General features: G+C 40.3%; 19 protein-coding genes and 1 pseudogene. 13 read left to right on the forward strand and 7 right to left on the reverse strand.

Going from position 1 to position 18077, the window contains the following annotated elements:
- Position 1: 1 nt before the first annotated feature.
- Positions 2 to 622, reverse strand: a complete 621-nt coding sequence (locus tag FLM54_RS08645; RefSeq protein WP_010390225.1) for an L-threonylcarbamoyladenylate synthase — start codon at positions 620 to 622, stop codon at positions 2 to 4.
- Positions 619 to 1473, reverse strand: coding sequence for an RNase RNM (rnm, locus tag FLM54_RS08650; protein WP_178956166.1), 855 nt, complete (start codon positions 1471 to 1473; stop codon positions 619 to 621). The genes FLM54_RS08645 and rnm overlap by 4 nt, the downstream gene beginning before the upstream one ends.
- Positions 1474 to 1917: 444 nt before the next feature.
- Here rnm and FLM54_RS08655 point away from each other — a divergent pair, with 444 nt between their 5' ends.
- The 6 genes from FLM54_RS08655 to trpA are packed head-to-tail and all read left to right on the forward strand — an operon-like array spanning position 1918 to position 8505.
- Positions 1918 to 3486, forward strand: coding sequence for an anthranilate synthase component 1 (locus tag FLM54_RS08655; protein WP_178956167.1), 1569 nt, complete (start codon positions 1918 to 1920; stop codon positions 3484 to 3486).
- Position 3487: 1 nt separating this feature from the next.
- On the forward strand, positions 3488 to 4090 hold the full coding sequence (locus tag FLM54_RS08660; protein ID WP_178956168.1) for an aminodeoxychorismate/anthranilate synthase component II: 603 nt from the start codon (positions 3488 to 3490) through the stop codon (positions 4088 to 4090).
- Positions 4091 to 4100: 10 nt separating this feature from the next.
- Positions 4101 to 5138: an anthranilate phosphoribosyltransferase gene (gene trpD / locus FLM54_RS08665; protein ID WP_178956169.1), complete on the forward strand. Its 1038-nt coding sequence runs from the start codon at positions 4101 to 4103 to the stop codon at positions 5136 to 5138.
- Entirely contained in the window at positions 5131 to 6495 is a 1365-nt protein-coding gene (gene trpCF, locus FLM54_RS08670) for a bifunctional indole-3-glycerol-phosphate synthase TrpC/phosphoribosylanthranilate isomerase TrpF (RefSeq protein WP_138605982.1), read from the forward strand. The genes trpD and trpCF overlap by 8 nt, the downstream gene beginning before the upstream one ends.
- Positions 6496 to 6502: 7 nt before the next feature.
- Positions 6503 to 7687: a tryptophan synthase subunit beta gene (gene trpB / locus FLM54_RS08675; RefSeq protein WP_138605980.1), complete on the forward strand. Its 1185-nt coding sequence runs from the start codon at positions 6503 to 6505 to the stop codon at positions 7685 to 7687.
- Entirely contained in the window at positions 7684 to 8505 is an 822-nt protein-coding gene (gene trpA, locus FLM54_RS08680; protein ID WP_138605979.1) for a tryptophan synthase subunit alpha, read from the forward strand. Before trpB ends, trpA begins: the two co-directional genes overlap by 4 nt.
- A gap of 65 nt (positions 8506 to 8570) precedes the next feature.
- Here trpA and FLM54_RS08685 read toward each other — a convergent pair whose 3' ends face one another.
- On the reverse strand, positions 8571 to 9149 hold the full coding sequence (locus FLM54_RS08685; RefSeq protein ID WP_138605977.1) for a type 1 glutamine amidotransferase domain-containing protein: 579 nt from the start codon (positions 9147 to 9149) through the stop codon (positions 8571 to 8573).
- A 222-nt stretch (positions 9150 to 9371) separates the two neighbouring features.
- Positions 9372 to 9641 carry an HU family DNA-binding protein gene (locus tag FLM54_RS08690; protein WP_010390237.1) on the reverse strand — a complete coding sequence of 90 codons (270 nt, stop codon included), beginning with the start codon at positions 9639 to 9641 and terminating at the stop codon, positions 9372 to 9374.
- Between the two features lie 231 nt (positions 9642 to 9872).
- Between FLM54_RS08690 and FLM54_RS08695 the strand changes: the two genes are divergently transcribed.
- Positions 9873 to 10514 (forward strand): CPBP family intramembrane glutamic endopeptidase, encoded by a 642-nt coding sequence (locus FLM54_RS08695; RefSeq protein ID WP_138605975.1) that lies wholly within the window; start codon positions 9873 to 9875, stop codon positions 10512 to 10514.
- A 54-nt stretch (positions 10515 to 10568) separates the two neighbouring features.
- On the opposite strand, the gene FLM54_RS08700 is transcribed toward FLM54_RS08695, so the two are convergent.
- The gene (locus FLM54_RS08700) at positions 10569 to 11993 is read right to left on the reverse strand and encodes a sodium-dependent transporter (protein ID WP_010390240.1); all 1425 of its coding nucleotides are present in this window, start codon (positions 11991 to 11993) and stop codon (positions 10569 to 10571) included.
- Between the two features lie 188 nt (positions 11994 to 12181).
- Here FLM54_RS08700 and FLM54_RS08705 point away from each other — a divergent pair, with 188 nt between their 5' ends.
- The 5 genes from FLM54_RS08705 (at position 12182) to FLM54_RS08725 (ending at position 15315) form a co-directional block, all read left to right on the forward strand.
- Positions 12182 to 12484, forward strand: coding sequence for a YciI family protein (locus FLM54_RS08705; RefSeq protein ID WP_178956170.1), 303 nt, complete (start codon positions 12182 to 12184; stop codon positions 12482 to 12484).
- Positions 12485 to 12645: 161 nt separating this feature from the next.
- Positions 12646 to 12906 carry a PepSY domain-containing protein gene (locus FLM54_RS08710; protein WP_010390245.1) on the forward strand — a complete coding sequence of 87 codons (261 nt, stop codon included), beginning with the start codon at positions 12646 to 12648 and terminating at the stop codon, positions 12904 to 12906.
- Between the two features lie 3 nt (positions 12907 to 12909).
- Positions 12910 to 13584, forward strand: a complete 675-nt coding sequence (locus FLM54_RS08715; protein ID WP_010390247.1) for a response regulator transcription factor — start codon at positions 12910 to 12912, stop codon at positions 13582 to 13584.
- Positions 13578 to 14915, forward strand: a complete 1338-nt coding sequence (locus FLM54_RS08720; RefSeq protein ID WP_178956171.1) for an ATP-binding protein — start codon at positions 13578 to 13580, stop codon at positions 14913 to 14915. The genes FLM54_RS08715 and FLM54_RS08720 overlap by 7 nt, the downstream gene beginning before the upstream one ends.
- On the forward strand, positions 14902 to 15315 hold the full coding sequence (locus tag FLM54_RS08725; RefSeq protein WP_178956172.1) for a hypothetical protein: 414 nt from the start codon (positions 14902 to 14904) through the stop codon (positions 15313 to 15315). Before FLM54_RS08720 ends, FLM54_RS08725 begins: the two co-directional genes overlap by 14 nt.
- Before the next feature lie 111 nt (positions 15316 to 15426).
- On the opposite strand, the gene FLM54_RS08730 is transcribed toward FLM54_RS08725, so the two are convergent.
- Both FLM54_RS08730 and FLM54_RS08735 read right to left on the reverse strand, forming a co-directional pair.
- The gene (locus FLM54_RS08730; protein ID WP_178956173.1) at positions 15427 to 15777 is read right to left on the reverse strand and encodes a VOC family protein; all 351 of its coding nucleotides are present in this window, start codon (positions 15775 to 15777) and stop codon (positions 15427 to 15429) included.
- Between the two features lie 112 nt (positions 15778 to 15889).
- Entirely contained in the window at positions 15890 to 16186 is a 297-nt protein-coding gene (locus FLM54_RS08735; protein ID WP_178956174.1) for a hypothetical protein, read from the reverse strand.
- A 786-nt stretch (positions 16187 to 16972) separates the two neighbouring features.
- Between FLM54_RS08735 and FLM54_RS08740 the strand changes: the two are divergent.
- Positions 16973 to 18056, forward strand: a pseudogene (locus tag FLM54_RS08740) (flavin monoamine oxidase family protein).
- Positions 18057 to 18077 lie beyond the last annotated feature (21 nt).

Raw genomic sequence — 18077 nt, forward strand, 5'->3', positions numbered from 1 at the left:
GCTATTCAAATGGAGCCGTATCGCCGCAGCCTACACGTAAAATTTGAATATCGTCCTCTGATAAATCAATTACCGTGGTTGCTTGCTCTGTGAGGTATCCGCCATGAATAATTAAATCGACATGCTTATCTAGACGATCCAAAATGTCATCGGGGTCCGCTTGCGTGTATTCATCACCCGGTAAAATAAGTGAGCATGACATTAATGGCTCACCCAATTCCGCAAGTAACGCACAAGCAATTGGGTGTTCAATAACACGAATGCCTATGGTTTTTTTCTTATCGTTTAATAAGCGTTTAGGTACTTCTTTTGTGCCTTTAAAAATAAACGTATAAGGCCCTGGGGTATTATTTTTGATCAGCCTGAACATTTGGTTATCTACCCGAGCATAAGTAGAAAGCTCAGATAAATCGCGGCACACTAAAGTAAAATTATGGTGTTTTTCAATACCACGAATACGCTCTATGCGCTCTTTTGCTTGTTTGTTACCTAAATTACAGCCAATCGCATATCCCGAATCTGTTGGGTACACAACTACGCCGCCCTGTTTAATAATATCAACAGCTTGAGAAATTAGTCTAGGCTGTGGGTTATCCGGATGTATATGAAATAATTGACTCATAATGCAACTCCTTCGTGCTTTTCCCATGTTTGCCAAACCCCTTGGCAATCTTTAGGTAAGTATAAATTTTTTCCAAGTTCTAAATAACTAGTCGGAAAATGAAAATCAGAGCCTTGAGAGCAAAGCAGGTCGTATTCTTGACTCAACAAGCCTAGAAACTGACGCTCACTCGGGGCCTGTTGCGGTTGGGCAACTTCCATTGCATCACCGCCCACCGATTTAAACTCTACGAGTAGTTTACGCAACCACTTATTCGACATTTTGTAGCTACTTGGGTGCGCCAAAACAGCCACCCCACCGGCGGAATGAATCGCTGAAATTGCCGTTTGCATATCACACCAGTTACTCGGTACGTAACCGGTTTTTCCTCGCCCTAAGTACTTTTTAAATACCCCAGGAAAGTTTTTAGCCACACCTCGCTCAATTAAAGCTCTGGCAAAGTGAGCGCGAGTAATTTGCGCATTTTCAGCCAGATCGCGGGCTTGTTGATAAATACCCTCAAAGCCATTTTTAGTTAATCGATGGCCTATTTCAATTGCACGGGTTTCGCGCTTTTGCTGTTGCTCGCTAAGTAATGTATGCAAAGTGCGATCATTGGTATCAATGTTAAGCCCAACAATATGTATTTCAAAACTCTCCCATTTGGTTGATATTTCAACCCCATTAATCAGTTTAAGCGGCAAGTTTTCACGTTTGATAAAAGCCTGCGCAGGCTCAATTGCGGCCACAGTATCGTGATCGGTAATGGCAAATACATCAATGTTTTTATCGACTGCTCGCGCTAATAGTTCCTCAACGGTTAAATGTCCGTCTGAGTGTGTTGTATGGCTATGTAAGTCGTATTTTATCAAATGAAAACTACTTTAATTAATGGTTTAAGGGTGTTTCACACAGTATAACAAGTTTTTTAACGAAATTGTTTTAAATAAACACTTGACACAAAAGCAGTTGATACGTTTTACTGTAGCCACTTTTAGACATTAAAGAATAAATAACAATGAAAAATACAATTCAAAACATCATCTGGTGGTGGCACTCTTAAAACAAAGGGTGATGAATTGTCGTGTCTAAACAAAAAATTCTAACCCGCTACCATGCGGGTTTTTTTATCACTAAATTTTGCAATACAAGATTAACAGGAATTAAAAACATGAATAACGTAAACACTCTTACACATCATTGGTGGTGGCGCCTGGCATAGCGGGACGGTAATGGTCTATCTATAATTTAGACATCGTTATTCAAACCCCGCACTGCTTAGCATTGCGGGGTTTTATTTTTTTAGGGGATGAGGTTTGATTTTTAGTCATATAACAACAACACCAGGTGAAGTGACCAGCATAACGCAAGTACGAGACTACATAAGTAGCCCACTTGCCTTGTATGCGGCACTTGATAAACCTAACTCACTATTGCTTGAATCTGCAGAAATAGATTCAAAAGATAGCGTAAAAAGCTTAATACTGGTTGATTGTGCATTGCGTATTGTTTGCCAAGGCAACCAAGTGAGCATCAGTGCACAATCAAACAACGGCCAACAACTACTTAACTATTTGCAGGCTAATGTACAAAACTGCGCTTCACAGTTAACCGATACCACACTCACACTTGAGTATCACCCAGTCGATGACACCATTGACCAGGCTAGCAAACTGATTGCAGATAACGCTTTTAGTGCACTACGCACGTGTTTAAATAGTATTAGAAGCACCACTGACAATCCGTTCTCAGTGTTTTTAGGCGGCGTATTTGCCTACGACATGGTGGCTAACTTTGAACAACTATCCGATGTGCCTGACGGTGAAAACACCTGCCCAGACTACGTATTTTATTTAGCCGAAACACTGGTTGTTATTGATCACCAAAAACAAACAACCGAGTTAATTGGTAATGTGTTTAATGGCCCAGATGTTCACGCTAATTGTTTTGAAGTGGGCAAACAATTAGAGCGCCTTAATACATTGTGCGACCACGCCGCAGACTTTAGTGCCCCAAGCCAAACAGGTGACTGCCCTGTAAATGTTGATATTAGTGATGAGCAATATTGTCAACAAGTGATAAAACTTAAGCAACACATAGTTGATGGCGATATTTTTCAAGTGGTGCCCTCTCGTACTTTCTCATTGCCGTGCCCTGACTCATTACATGCTTATAGCCAGCTTAAAAAGCAAAACCCAAGCCCCTACATGTTTTACATGCGTGATGAAGATTTCTCATTATTTGGCGCTTCTCCAGAGTCTGCGCTTAAGTATGAGGTTAAGTCTCAACAAGTTGAGGTTTATCCGATTGCAGGTACTCGTCCACGGGGTAAGTTTGCAACTGGACAAATTAATCCCGATTTAGATAGCCGTATTGAACTTGAGCTCAGAAACGATCAAAAAGAACGTGCCGAGCACTTAATGCTGGTTGATTTAGCACGTAACGACGTTGCTCGTATAAGCGTGCCTGGTACACGCCATGCCAAAGAGCTATTAAAAGTAGACCGCTATTCACAAGTAATGCACTTGGTATCACGTGTAGTAGGAAAATTAAAACCCGAATTAGATGCTCTGCATGCTTATCAAGCCTGTATGAACATGGGTACCTTAGTGGGTGCCCCCAAAGTACGTGCGGCAGAATTAGTACGCAAAACTGAAGGCAAACGTCGCGGTAGCTATGGTGGCGCAGTTGGCTATTTAACCGGTGACGGTGCCATGGACAGCTGTATTGTTATTCGTGCCGCCTTTGTTAAAAATAATATTGCGTATGTGCAAGCCGGTGCTGGGGTTGTATTTGATTCAGATCCAATGTCAGAGGCAAACGAAACGCGCGCTAAAGCCCAAGCGGTGATCACCGCGATTAAATCGACGTATAAGGCAGTATAAAATGAGTGAAGCACACCCTATTAAAATTTACTTTTTAGATAACTTTGACTCATTTAGCTACAACCTTGTTGATGAGCTAACAATGCTAGGTGCTGAGTTAGTAGTTTACCGAAACAACATTAGCGCAGAGATCATATTCGAAAAAATGCAGGCAGAGCGTGGACAAGTACTGCTGGTATTATCACCAGGCCCTGGTGCGCCTAGCGATGCAGGCTGCCTTATGGAGTTAATTAACCTGTGTAAGGGCCAATTTCCAATGCTAGGTATTTGTTTAGGCCAACAAGCGCTAACACAAAGCTATGGCGGAGTAATCGGTCACGCTGGTGAAACCGTACATGGTAAGTCATCAATTATTGAGTTAGACGATCACCCGGTGTTTAACGGGATGGGTAGCACTATACCAGTGGCGCGTTATCACTCATTAATGGCCACAAAAGTGCCTGATAACTTAGCGGTTATTGCCAAATACCAAGATATTCCAATGGCTATTTATCATCATCAAGACAATGCACTGGGCTATCAATTCCACCCAGAGTCAATTTTAACGCCCAACGGCGCAATGCTACTACAGCAAAGCGTTGCTTATTTAACACGTGCCAAATAAAAGGAACATTATGACTAATCAATTACACAGCCCGCTTAATGTTCAACACGCCATTGAGCACATCATCACAAAGCAGTCACTTAGTTACGTGCAAACAAAATCGCTATTTGATCAAATTATGCAAGGCAATATGAACGATATTGAACTCTCTGCGCTGCTTATTGGCCTTAAAATGAAAGGTGAAGTAAGCGATGAGATTGCCGGTGCAGCCGCTTCAATGCGTGAAAATGCCGTTGCCTTTACCACTAATAAAACGCTACTTGCTGATAGCTGTGGCACCGGTGGCGATGGTTCAAACACTATAAATATTAGTACCACGGCCGCGATTGTGGCGGCCGCGGCAGGTATTAATATGGTAAAACATGGAAATCGAAGCGTGTCGAGTAATTCTGGGTCTGCTGACTTGCTCAAAGCACTGGGGATCAATATCGATATGACCCCAGAGGTCGCTGCTCGTTGTTTAGAGAGCACAAATTTTACCTTTTTATTTGCACCGCACTACCACAGCGGGGTGCGCCATGCGATGAACGTGCGTACCAGTTTAAAAACCCGAACCATTTTTAATATTCTTGGGCCACTGGCTAATCCAGCAGCTCCTGAGGTGCAATTACTCGGCGTGTACGATGAGTCTTTATGTATGCCAATGGCACAAACGCTTAATACTCTAGGCACTAAACGCGCTATGATAGTGCACGGCTCTGGTACTGACGAAATTGCCTTACATGGCCCAACACAGGTTGTAGAGCTTAATAATGGTAAAATTACTCAGTACACACTCAGTCCAAGTGATTTTGACCTTGCAAACTATTCACTTGAACAATTAGCCGGTGAAGGCCCACAATACAATGCAAACGCCAGTCTTGCTATTTTACAAGGTAAAGGCACTGAGGCACACAACGCCGCAATTGTTGTTAATGTGGCCGCATTGCTGTACTTAACCGGCCAAGCAGAGTCGTTAAAACAAGGTGCGCAAATAACAAACTCTTTATTACGTTCAGGCAAGGCCATGGACACATTAAATGCAATTATTGAGGTAAGTCATGGCTAATGTATTAGACAAAATTATTGCCGATAAAAAAATAGAACTAATCGAGCGTAAGGCTGCACGGCCACTAGAGAGCTTTAAACACCAAGCCAAACCGACTGAGCGTAGTTTTTACAAAGCACTGGCAGCACCTGGTACGCAGTTTATTTTAGAATGCAAAAAAGCGTCGCCCTCTAAGGGGTTGATTCGTCAGCCTTTTGATTTAACAGAAATCACCCAAGCGTATAAGCAATATGCCACTTGTATGAGTGTGTTAACTGACGAAAAGTACTTTCAAGGCAGTTTTGATTACCTTGAATTTGTGCGCAGCCAAGTAGAACAGCCGCTTATTTGTAAAGACTTTTTTATTGATGAGTACCAAGTTTATATGGCACGTCTTTATGGCGGCGACGCTATTTTACTTATGCTATCTGTGCTTGACGATCAGCAATACAAAACACTGCATGAAGTGGCCGACTCATTAAATATGTCAGTATTAACTGAGGTAAGTAACGAAGAAGAAGTTCACCGTGCGCTGGCACTAAATGCACAAATAATTGGGATTAATAATCGAGATTTGCGTGATTTAAGCACCGACTTAGCCACTACAGAACGACTACGTAAACTTATTCCTGAAAATAAAGTGGTTATTTCTGAGTCAGGTATTTACACCCATCAAGATGTAAAACGCTTAGCCCCTTTATGTAATGGCTTTTTAATTGGCAGCTCATTAATGGCTGAAGCTGATCTAATACAAGCATGTCGTCGCGTTATATTAGGCGAGAACAAAGTGTGTGGCTTAACTCGCAATCAAGATGCTATTGCAGCCTATAGCAATGGCGCTGTGTATGGCGGGTTGATTTTTTACCCTAAATCCCCCCGCTTTGTTGATTTAGATTGTGCTAAAGAAATCAGTCAAAGTGCGCCTTTAAAATTTGTTGGCGTATTTGTTAATGCTGCTATACCTGATGTGGCTGAACACGCTAAACAACTTAAATTATCAGCCGTTCAATTACATGGCCAAGAAGATGAACAATACATTGCGTCATTACGTAGTGAATTACCACGTAATTGCCAAATTTGGAAAGCGCAGGCAATAAAAGATGTTTTACCACAACCCGTAGCAGGCGCAGATCGCCATTTATACGACACCCACAGTGATTCACACGCGGGTGGCACAGGTAAAACATTTGATTGGTCGGTACTGCGTGATGCGACCACCCCCTTTATGCTTGCTGGCGGCTTAAACCCAGACAATATTAGCGATGCCCTCTATCACGGAGCTTTAGGACTTGATTTAAATTCAGGTGTAGAGCAGTCTCCTGGTAAAAAGTGCGCAAAAAAATTAAATCATGCTTTTTCAAGCATCAGAAACTATTGAGGTTAAAATGCAAAATCCAGCTTATTTTGGCGAGTTTGGCGGAATGTTTGTTCCCGAGTTACTCGTACCTGCGCTAAAGCAGTTAGAAAGCGAATTTAACAAAGCGCAAAAAGATCCTGATTTTCAAGCTGAATTTACACAGCTTTTAAACGAGTATGCAGGTCGCCCTACGCCGCTTACGTTAACTCGCAACTTAGTTAAAAACCCTAAAGTTAAGCTTTACTTAAAGCGTGAAGATTTACTCCACGGTGGTGCACACAAAACTAATCAGGTGTTGGGTCAAGCATTACTGACTAAACGCATGGGAAAAAAAGAAGTTATAGCAGAAACCGGTGCAGGCCAACACGGTGTAGCCACCGCACTTGCGTGTGCATTACTTGGCTTAAAATGTCGTATTTACATGGGTGCAAAAGACGTTGAACGCCAACAGCCTAATGTATTTAGAATGAAACTTATGGGCGCTGAAGTTATTTCGGTTACAGCAGGTTCGGGCACATTAAAAGATGCGGTTAACGAAGCTCTGCGTGATTGGTCAGCAAACTATCAAGAGGCACATTACTTACTAGGTACGGCTGCGGGTCCTCATCCTTTTCCAACAATTGTACGTGAGTATCAAAAAATTATTGGCGAGGAAGCTAAACAGCAAATTCTTAAAGCGGAAGGTCGACTACCTGATGCGGTTTTAGCTTGTGTAGGTGGTGGCTCCAATGCCATTGGTATGTTTACTGATTTTATTGACGAGCCGGGTGTTAAATTAATTGGTGTAGAACCAGCAGGTAAAGGCCTTGATACCCACGAGCACGGCGCAACCATCTGCAAAGGCACTAAAGGTATTTTACACGGCACTTATACCTACATTATGCAAAATGACGATGGCCAAATTGAAGAGTCTTACTCTGTATCGGCGGGATTAGATTACCCTGCTGTAGGGCCACAACATGCATTTTTACACGAAACTGGTCGAGCTCAATATGTAGGCATTAGCGATACCGAAGCTCTTGATGCGTTTCAAGCACTGGCAAAACACGAAGGTATTATTCCGGCACTAGAATCAAGTCATGCCATTGCATATGCACTTAAATATGCGGAAGAGTTGCAAGAAGAAAGCATTTTAGTGGTTAATTTAAGTGGCCGTGGCGATAAAGATTTAGCCCACGTACACAAGGTATTATCAGAGGAAGGTCAATTATGAGCCAAGTAAAAACTGACCGTTACGGACAAATGTTTGCAGCACTAAAAGAGCAAAACCAAGGCGCGTTTGTACCATTTGTTACTATTGGCGATCCGGGGAAATCGCAAAGCATTGAAATTATTAAAAGCTTAATCGATGGCGGCGCAGATGGACTAGAGCTAGGTATTCCGTTTTCAGATCCGATTGCCGACGGCCCTGTTATTCAAAAGGCCAATATTCGTGCTTTAGATGAGCACATTAATACACAAGATTGTTTTGATATTATTAAAGAAATACGCCAGTACAATGCCGACATCCCAATTGGTTTATTACTGTATTCAAACTTAATCTTTAAACGTGGCTTAGAAAAGTTTTACACTGATGCAAAAGCAGTAGGCGTTGACTCTATTTTAGTGGCTGATGTGCCATTACACGAGTCTAAAATGTTTAGAAAAGCCGCCATGGCAAACGGTATTGACCCGATATTTATCGCTACGCCGAACGCCAGTGACGATACGTTGCGTGAGTGCGCATCGTACGGTCGCGGTTACACTTACTTACTGTCTCGTGCAGGGGTAACAGGCACCGATACTAAAGCACAAATGCCTGCAACACACGTGGTTTCGCGCTTACAAGAGTACCACAGTGCGCCTGCGTTATTAGGCTTTGGTATTTCAACACCTGATGATGTAAAAGCCGCGCTTAAAGCCGGTGCTGCGGGTGCTATTTCAGGCTCTGCAGTAGTAAAAATCATTGAAGCAAACCTAAATGATTTAAATGCAATGACCACACAATTAAAAACATTTGTAAGTGAGATGAAAGCCGCAACAGCGCTTTAATCAACGGTGTTTTTAATCACTAAAAAAGGGCATGTAACATGCCCTTTTTTATTTAAACTACAAACTTAATGCGCTTGATGCTTACCCTCAAGAATCTCTTCTATAAACTTAGCATTAAACGCGTCTAAATCTGAAGGGCTGCGACTAGTCACTAAGCCTTGATCAACACACACCTCTTGGTCGACCCAGTTAGCACCGGCATTAATTAAATCACTTTTAATACTCGGATATGAAGTGACCTTTTTGTCTCTGAGCTTGTTAATCTCCGCGAGTAACCACGGCGCATGGCAAATAGCGGCAACGGGTTTGTTTTTCTTTGCTCCAAAAAAACCATCTGCAAATGCCTTAGCATCCGAGTCTTGGCGTAAGCTATCGGGATTAAACAAGCCACCAGGCAGTAAAAGCGCATCGTAATCACCGGCATTTGCATTGGCTGCTAATTTATCAACAGCAACTTTTTCACCCCACTTGTCTTCATCCCATGCGGTGATCTGCCCTTCTTTAATAGAAACAACTTCAATATCGGCGCCCGCTTCAAGTAAAGCAGCCTGTGGCGAGAGTAACTCGCTTTGCTCAAATCCATCGGTGGCTAAAATGGCAATTTTCTTACCTTGTAAACGATTACTGTTATGTAAGTTACTCATTAAATACTCCTTATTTCATTCAATACATAACTGTATTTGCATATCACATACCAAATATAACACGCTGAATATAATAAGGTTTTATAAATATGAATAAACAAGTAATGTAAATTATTTACACTGATTGCAGATACTACAGGCAAAAGTAATAAAGCAAAGAGCCTGTAAGCTAAATAGTGGCTTTTGGGGAAGAAGCGAACTTACAGGCACTAAAGTTTTAAATTAAAGGCGCTCTTTTAACGCTTTTGCTGGTTTAAATACGGCTTTATTAGCCCCTTGTATTTCAATCGCTGCACCAGTTTGTGGATTACGACCAGTACGCGCTGGGTAGTAACTAAGTGCAAAAGTACCAAAGCCTGAAATTTGTACCTGATCGCCTTCAGACAGCGACTTTGTAATCACTTTTTGTAAGCTGGTTAACGCAGCTTGTGCGTCTTTTTTTGTTAATTCACTCGCATCCGCAATAGCTGCAACCAATTCTGCTTTATTCATTTTTTGCTCCTAAATACACGCCTAGGCTTAAACCTATTAACGTGGCAATACAATGATGTAAAAATAAAAGCAGGCAGGCTAAGGGTTGCAAGGGGGTAAGTCAACCTTAACCGGAAGCCAAGTGCCTTAGTAAGACTCATTGGGTTTAAATATAATCAGCTTGACTGTTTTATAGTCATAAAGATGACTTAATCGTTTGCTAAGGTGAAATAAAAATCACCGTGAGCAAACGTGAACGCTAATCAATACCGCTGGTTTGAATTTACCTTTATCTTTATCATTCTGCCTTTAATTGGCTTTAATATTCGCCAATATTTATCTAACTGGCTTATTCCAGCACTGATCATCCTCATGAGTGTGTGCTGTATGTTGTTATTAAACGACAGCCACTTTAAACGTTTTAGATTAACTAGCTTGGGGCAGTTTTCTGCTGTGAAGCGCCGCATGTTTAGTTTTTTCTTTATTGGCGCATTATTTTCGGGGGTATTTTACAACTTACTTTACCAAGGACACTGGTTTACTTTACCTCGTGAAAATCTCACCGACTGGCTAATGCTATTAATGCTCTACCCTTTATTGTCGGTGATCCCACAAGAATTAATATTTAGAACCTACTTTTTTCATCGTTATAAGCGCATTATGCCCAGTAAATGGCTACGCATTATTATAAGTGCGAGTGTATTTGCACTGGCACATATTGTTTACGCTAATTGGGTTGCAGTAAGTTTAGCATTTATAGGCGGATTACTATTTGCATATACCTACGCACAAAGCCGCTCAACCTTTGCCTGTGTTCTTGAGCACAGCTTATGGGGCATATGGATGTTTACCCTAGGGATGGGTGACTATTTAGACTCTGGTGCACTGAATTAACAAGCAGCAATAAAAAAGCCGCGACAGGCGCGGCTTATTTAGATTTAGTTTAAATTAAAAACCAAAAATACTGATATCAAAAAACTTCGTTGCAACGGTATTTACAAAAATGATTAATAATATCGCTGGAATAAAGGTTTGCAGTGAAAAGTTAACGTACTTTTCCATAAAGCTATTAGCATAATTAGGAGAGCCTTGTCTTAGCTCTTCGCTTAAGCGAACTTTTTTCCATTTATACATTACAAACAAACACACCATTAAACCATTTAAAGGCAATATTGTGTCGTAAAATACGTCATAAACAACATCAAAAAAGCTCTTATTACCACTACCGTAGCTAGTAAAAGTAGTTAGGCTGTCAATCATACCAAACGACATAATACACAAAATAGTTAATATACCGGTTGATAAAGTGAGTATGCCCAGCGCTTTTTTACGGCTAATGCCTTTACGATCGCTTAGTGTTGCTGTTGGTACTTCAACAATAGATACCAGTGATGTGATAGCAGCAAAAAATACTAATAAGAAGAAAATAAATGCCACGGCTGATGCGCCAAAGTAACCAATATCATTTTGTAGCGCTAATAAAATTTTTGGAAGGTAGACAAAAATCATTGAAACTGACGAGTCAGATAACTTAGCCGGATCGGTATTTGGGTCAAAGCTAAAAATAGCCGGTAACACCATTAAGCCTGCTACAAACGCAACCAGTGAGTCGGTAATAGCGACCATTTTAGCACTGCCTACAATGTCATCTTTTTTCGAGATATAAGATGCATAGGTAATTAAAATACCCATACCTAACGACAATGAGAAAAACGCTTGGCTCAATGCACCGTTAAGCACGCTGGCATTCATTTTACTAAAATCAGGAATAATGTAGTACTTAACACCGGCCATGGCGTTATCAAGAGTGAGTACGTAACCCACCAATATAATAAGCATGACAAATAAAGCTGGCATTAAAAATTTAGCTGCTTTTTCAATGCCGTCTTTTACGCCACCGACCAAAATTAGGTTAACAATAACTACTACCAGCGCCATATAACCAAACACGGTATAGCTATTTATAAACTCACCAAAGTGTCCAGGGTTTGCCAGCATATCTAAATTACCCAGCGCGGTTTGGCTCAAGTAACCAAAAATCCACACCGTGATCACCATATAAAAAACAGCAATCATAAATGGCGTTAATACCGCTAAAAAGCCAGCAAATTTCCATTTTTTGTCGTTATTAGCTAATTTTTTGTATGCACCTAGCGGGTCTTTTTGTGCATGACGACCCATGGCCATTTCAGCCATCATTACGGGTAAACAAATGAATGCGACAAACAAAGCATAGACGAGCAAAAATGCACCACCGCCATTCTTAGTCGCAGAAACTGGAAAGCCTACTAAGTTACCAATACCTACAGCAGAGCCTGCCGCTGCCAATATAAATCCTAAGCGGGAGCTAAAGTGCTCTCTATTTTCACTCATGTAATAACCTTGTTATTATTTATCTTATCCAAGGGACTCTACCAGTGTTACGCAACGCTTTTCAAGCAATTACCGTGTAAAAAAACATTCTTGCTGTAAACATCGCCATAAACACTTTTAATTCACCATTTATCAACGCTATGCTAGTATGCAGTTAATTAAATTTAACAAGTTTTGAGAGTATTTATATGTTGTATATGATTTATTCAACAGACGTCCAAAATAGTTTAGAGCACCGTAAAGCGGCTCGCCCAGCTCATTTAGCGCGCTTACAAATCCTAAAAGACGAAGGCCGACTATTAACCGCAGGTCCACTTCCGGCCATTGATAGTGAAGACCCTCAAGATTCAGGCTTTACGGGTTCTTTAGTGATTGCTCAATTTAATTCTTTAGAAGACGCCAGAGAATGGGCGGCAGATGATCCTTATGTTGCCGGTGGCGTATATGAAAACTCTATTGTTAAACCATTTAAAAAAGTGTTCCCTGCTTAATTAAACTATGACCACCCTGTTTAACTGCAACCAGCAATTCAGGGTTTGTTCACTCATTTTTAATTAAACTTTGCTTACTAAAAACTTAAATACGCCGCAAGGTATTAAAGTTTTAATGGCTTAGTTTTTAAGCTAGGCAGGTCTGTTCTAGGAGTTCCGTAATGCGTGTATTATTAATACTCAATTTAATCGCGGTAGTGTGTTTGGCTAATTTTGCCCACGCAAACAATACCAAAAGCAAAACCGATAAAGTTGAGGTAAGTAAAAAAAAAGCAGTAATACTTGCAAAACAAACTACAGACGGTACAACGTTAAAGATCTCTGAAGAAACACTTTTTTTTACTGTACGAATTTTAAAAGCTGACGGCCACGTCGTCGATTTGAAAATAAACAAGAAAACTGGCGAAGTGAAAAAGGATTAACCAATGCGAATTTTAGTAATAGAAGATGATTTACATTTGGCAGACAACCTGCGCAATGCATTAGAAAAAGAGCGTTACAGTGTTGATTTATGTCACGACGGTGAAGCGGGCCTTTTTCACATCACTGAATACCCTTTAGATATGGCTGTAGTTGATTTAGGCCTACCTAAAATAGACGGTATTGAGCTAATAAATAAAGCACGCGCCCAAGGGGTGACTATTCCTATCTTGATTTTAACCGCGCGCGATCGCTGGCAAGACAAAGTAGAAGGCCTAGATGCCGGTGCTGACGACTACCTAACTAAGCCATTTCATGTGGAAGAACTGATTGCTCGCTGTAATGCGCTTATTCGTCGCAGTGCTGGTAAAGCAAACCCAGAAATGACAGCAGGCCCTATTAAAATTCATACACGTTCACAACAAGTATGGGTAAACGATAAAGAGCTGAGCTTAACTGCGTATGAGTACAAAGTACTCGAATACTTAATGGTTAACCCACAAAAAGTAATTTCAAAGTCTGAGCTTACAGAGCATATTTACGACCAAGACTTTGACCTTGATTCGAACGTAATTGAAGTGTTTGTACTACGTTTGCGTAAAAAACTCGACCCAGATGGCGTGCTTAACCCAGTGGAAACACTGCGTGGGCGTGGCTACAGGCTTAAAAGCCAGTGGTAACACCGCAAATTTCGTTAAAAATAAGGCAAGGATTTATCCTTGTCTTTGTTTTGTTAGTCGCTCTACCTATTTTGTTTTACTCCATAGGTAAGGCGTATTATGCGTCACTTGTTGATGCCACCGAAAAAAATCTCGAAGCACACCTGTATTCACTTATTTCCGAAGTTGATTTTACCGAGCGTGGCATTATTATGCCCAGCTCTATTTTAACCCCCGAACTCAACAACCTAAACTCAGACACCTACGCCATGATTTACCGTGACGACATGCCTATTTGGCATTCTGAGTCGGCGGTTAACGTTAACTTTGTTCCCCAATATATAGAACCCAAAGCAGGCGCTGCCGATTTCAGACGTGTGGTGTATAACAACACCACCTACTGGCAATTAAGTTTAACGGTAATACTTAATAATATTGACCAATCAGAGCAAGCACGCTTTATTTTATTAAAACGTAACGATGCCCTACTGCGTTTAATGGATGGCTTTAAGCAAACCTTAGTCGATTGGATGTTTATTATGGGGATTGCCATTGCAGGGTTAATGGCCATTGGTTTTATTTGGAGTGCACGACCTCTGCAACGTCTAGATAAAGAAATAAAAGCCATTGAATCAGGCGATATTCAAGAAATTAAAGGCTTATACCCCGTTGAACTGCAAACCATTAAAGCCGACCTAAATTTACTATTAGAGTCGCAGCAACGCCAAAAAGAGCGATACCGCGCCTCTCTTAGCGATTTAGCCCATGCACTTAAAACGCCGTTAGCTGTTTTAAAATCAAGCCCATTAGCTAACGATGCTGATGCACAAGAACAACTAGACAGAATTAATGTGATGATCGAGCACCAATTAAAACGTGCAGCCACAGGTGCTTCCGATACATGGAAAAAGCAAACCCCTATCAAGCCGGTTATCGATTCTATCTTAAGTGCAATGAGTAAAGTATACCGAGATAAAGACATTATATTTAATTGCCAAGTGAGCGATAAAGATTATTTTTTAGGTGATAAAACCGATTTAATGGAGTTATTAGGCAACTTAATAGATAATGCCTGCAAAGCCTGCCGCTCCCAAGTCAGTATTAATGTTTCACAAGATAGAACGCTCAGTATAAGCATTTGTGATGACGGCCCAGGCATTAAGCCAGATAAACGTGAATCATTGTTACAACGCGGTACGCGCCTTGATACCTACGAAAGCGGACACGGTGTTGGAATGGCTATTGTATCTGACTTAGTTAAGTCGTATCACGGGCTGTTAACTATATCTCAGTCGCAACGTTTAGGCGGTGCAGAATTTATTCTCGAGTTTAATTATCATGAAAAAAAATAACTACATCCTTTGTTTTAGCTTAAGCCTTTTATTGTTTTGGACACAGCAAAGTATGGCTGCTGAGCAACAATGTACATTGCAAAGCAACGCCCTGCCAGAGCAAATTAAAGATTACACACAATGTTTAGATGCCAAATTAAATAAAGTGCAACAGCAACAAGACAGTTGGATCCAAAAGCGCACTTTTGAACTGGCCGAATTAGAAAGTGAAACTGGTAATACCATCATTTTATCACTGTTTAAACAAAGTATTAACGCCAAAGATAAGTACATACAAAAAAGCTGCCAGTGGCGTTATATGTTAAAACAACCTAATTCACTGGAAGCTGTAGTAACTTATAAAGAGTGTGAAATAGCAATGATAGAGCAATTCATTCAGCAGCTTAAAATGGGGCTTTAACCAACTCTTAATTAAACATTATTTGTTGTTTCTTGTTAATTTCGTGGTTAGTATTTTGGGAAGTGCAGCCTTAAAGGCTGCATTTTTGTAGTTATATACTTTGTAATGTGATTACTCTGACCACACCGCAAATTCATTTCCATTTGAGTCGCTAAAGTGAAATCGTCTACCACCTGGAAATGAAAATGTAGGCTTAATTATTTTGCCTCCAGCTTCCTCAATTTTATTTTGAGTCGCTTCAAGGGCATTACTATATAACACAATTAACGGGCTTCCGTTTTTAGTAGCAACAACCAAGTCAGATTTAAAGAAACCACCATCAACACCTTGCCCTGTAAAACTACAATATTCTGAGCCATAATCCTCAAATGACCAGCCAAACACGTCACTAAAAAAGGCCTTAGTAGCTTCAATATTTTGTGCAGGAATCTCAATATAGTTAATTTTATTATTTTGAGTCATTTTAGTTTTTACCCTTATTCTTGTTTATATTATTTGCGACTTGGACTAGTAATATACAAAGGTAGAAGCAATGCTCGATAATCATAAGCAAACTTCAGGTATTTGAATTGCACTACTCAACCTGTGCTTTTTCCCACCATGGTTTGGAAAAATCAACTTTATCCTCTGGAATAACCATTGGGTGTTTTCTCAAATAATACGCCCAGAAAGCTTTTTCATATTTTGGGTTATAAATTTTAAAATTCCCTTGGGCTTTATACTCTTCTAGAAGTTTACGATAGGCACCTACAGGTTCATGAGGGTTTCCTTGTTGGAAAATAACTGTGCCTCCATACGTTTCATAAAGATACTTACTAATTTTGTAAGTTTTAACGACGTCTCTATTTGCTCTAAATGAAGCTTCTTTCATTTCAGAAGTTAATATATCTGCCGATAAATCAGGATAAGAGCGCTTATATCTTTTAAAAAAGCACAATAACCATAAACTTATTTTTCATAATCTACTTCCATGCTTGGTAATACATGCTTAAGATAAAAAAGTGCTTTTCATTTTTATCTGCTTAAAGCTTTTGTTAGCCATCAACTGAAAAGTACTAATGTTAATAGGGAGATAATCGAATACGCCTCATTTAAGTTAATATCTCGAAATTTAAATAAATCGGTAAATAATCGATTCCATATATTTCGAAAAATTTCTGCAAAAACTAGCATCATTGTTATAAGCATTACAAATAACAACAGTGATTTAAACAACGAAGATTCAAAGAACAAATCAATGAAAATAGTGTTCGATTCGGAGTATGGCTCATAATAGATTAACTCGTGCACAGTTATCACTAGCAGTGCCACAAATGTTGCTACTGCGTTAAATGTTGTTGTGATTTCCTTCTTCATAAACCTTCCTTTGTTTAGTATGACTGACAATTTGATAGTCCGTAACTCGCGTATATTTATGCCAGCGCAGCTTTAGCTAATTTATTGTATAGTTTTAACAAATTAGCTAACATATTACTATCATTAAGTTTTTATTATTTTAAAGCATAATTAATTAGCACTCTGTTTCCGCTTGGCTCATTTTCCTGAATATGAGTGAACATTAAAGCTTACTCACTTAGCCCATAAAACGTTTTGACAAATTTGCATAAAAACCACAAACTACCTACCAGTAGATTGACTTAGCTAAAGTGATTTTAAAATGCGTAAACCTGTGGTTATTATTGGTGGTGGCTTAGCGGGCTTATATGCTGCTTACAACCTTAAAAAACGTGATATTCCGTTTTTATTATTAGAGGCCAAAGCCAGTTTAGGTGGCAGAATTGCGTCTCATTATTTACCGACTAGTAACACCATTAGCCACGATTTAGGCCCTACCTGGATATTTCCGCAACAGCCTAATATTCAACAATTAGTTGCTGCTTTAAACATCCCCGTGTTTGAACAATACACCCAAGGCGATGTGTTGTATCAAGCATCGCATACTGCCCCTGCACAGCAAATTGCAGGGGCTGGCGAAATGCAGTTATTTAGAATACAAAACGGTATGAGCAAGCTTATCAATTTGCTTTATCAGCAGCTTGAGCCAAACACCGTTAAATTAGAGCACGCTGTTAGCGAAGTAAAAACGCTCTCCGATGGCTGGTATATAAGCGCTAATTACCAAGGGAGTACGCAACACTATACTTGCGATCAGTTACTATTGGCGTTACCGCCTAGAATGATCAGCCAACATTTAACCCCGCATTTATGGGCTGATAATGGTTTAGCACAGCGTTTAGCGTCGGTGCCTACGTGGATGGCAGGCCAAGCAAAGTTTATTGCCACTTTTGAGCACGCTTTTTGGCGAGATAGAAATTTATCGGGACAATGTTTTAGCCGTGTAGGCCCATTGGTAGAAGTTCATGATGCGTCAGCCAGTGAGCATTCTTACCCTGCTCTGTTTGGCTTTATTGGCGTGCCTTACTTGCAGCGCAGTAAAGTGACCAGAGAACAATTAACCCAAGCTTGCCTTGATCAGCTCAGCTATTTTTACGGTGAGCAAGCCTATACAGCGAAAAAGCTGCATTATAAAGGATTGGGCTGAGGATGAATTTGTTGCCAACAGAGATGACCAAATAGGTGTATCGCAGCATCCTGAATTCAATTTTTCAGGGCTTAGCGAGCAGCTTAAACAGTTAAAAGTGCATTTTGTGGGGAGTGAATTTGCACAGCATGAGGCAGGCTATTTAGAGGGGGCTATAAACGCTGTAGATAGCGCCTTAGCTAATTTAATGAATCCTTAGCTTTTTAAAAGGCGTGCAATG

It is taken from the genome of Pseudoalteromonas sp. Scap25, assembly GCF_013394125.1.
In the GTDB taxonomy this organism is placed as follows: Bacteria; Pseudomonadota; Gammaproteobacteria; order Enterobacterales; family Alteromonadaceae; genus Pseudoalteromonas.

What these genes read in the sequence shown, in the direction of transcription:
- FLM54_RS08645 (WP_010390225.1), bottom strand. Translation starts at nt 622, where the DNA reads ATGAGTCAATTATTTCATATACATCCGGATAACCCACAGCCTAGACTA.
- FLM54_RS08660 (WP_178956168.1), top strand. Translation starts at nt 3,488, where the DNA reads ATGAGTGAAGCACACCCTATTAAAATTTACTTTTTAGATAACTTTGAC.
- trpD (WP_178956169.1), top strand. Translation starts at nt 4,101, where the DNA reads ATGACTAATCAATTACACAGCCCGCTTAATGTTCAACACGCCATTGAG.
- trpCF (WP_138605982.1), top strand. Translation starts at nt 5,131, where the DNA reads ATGGCTAATGTATTAGACAAAATTATTGCCGATAAAAAAATAGAACTA.
- trpB (WP_138605980.1), top strand. Translation starts at nt 6,503, where the DNA reads ATGCAAAATCCAGCTTATTTTGGCGAGTTTGGCGGAATGTTTGTTCCC.
- trpA (WP_138605979.1), top strand. Translation starts at nt 7,684, where the DNA reads ATGAGCCAAGTAAAAACTGACCGTTACGGACAAATGTTTGCAGCACTA.
- FLM54_RS08685 (WP_138605977.1), bottom strand. Translation starts at nt 9,149, where the DNA reads ATGAGTAACTTACATAACAGTAATCGTTTACAAGGTAAGAAAATTGCC.
- FLM54_RS08690 (WP_010390237.1), bottom strand. Translation starts at nt 9,641, where the DNA reads ATGAATAAAGCAGAATTGGTTGCAGCTATTGCGGATGCGAGTGAATTA.
- FLM54_RS08700 (WP_010390240.1), bottom strand. Translation starts at nt 11,993, where the DNA reads ATGAGTGAAAATAGAGAGCACTTTAGCTCCCGCTTAGGATTTATATTG.
- FLM54_RS08705 (WP_178956170.1), top strand. Translation starts at nt 12,182, where the DNA reads ATGTTGTATATGATTTATTCAACAGACGTCCAAAATAGTTTAGAGCAC.
- FLM54_RS08710 (WP_010390245.1), top strand. Translation starts at nt 12,646, where the DNA reads ATGCGTGTATTATTAATACTCAATTTAATCGCGGTAGTGTGTTTGGCT.
- FLM54_RS08715 (WP_010390247.1), top strand. Translation starts at nt 12,910, where the DNA reads ATGCGAATTTTAGTAATAGAAGATGATTTACATTTGGCAGACAACCTG.
- FLM54_RS08725 (WP_178956172.1), top strand. Translation starts at nt 14,902, where the DNA reads ATGAAAAAAAATAACTACATCCTTTGTTTTAGCTTAAGCCTTTTATTG.
- FLM54_RS08730 (WP_178956173.1), bottom strand. Translation starts at nt 15,777, where the DNA reads ATGACTCAAAATAATAAAATTAACTATATTGAGATTCCTGCACAAAAT.
- FLM54_RS08735 (WP_178956174.1), bottom strand. Translation starts at nt 16,186, where the DNA reads ATGAAAGAAGCTTCATTTAGAGCAAATAGAGACGTCGTTAAAACTTAC.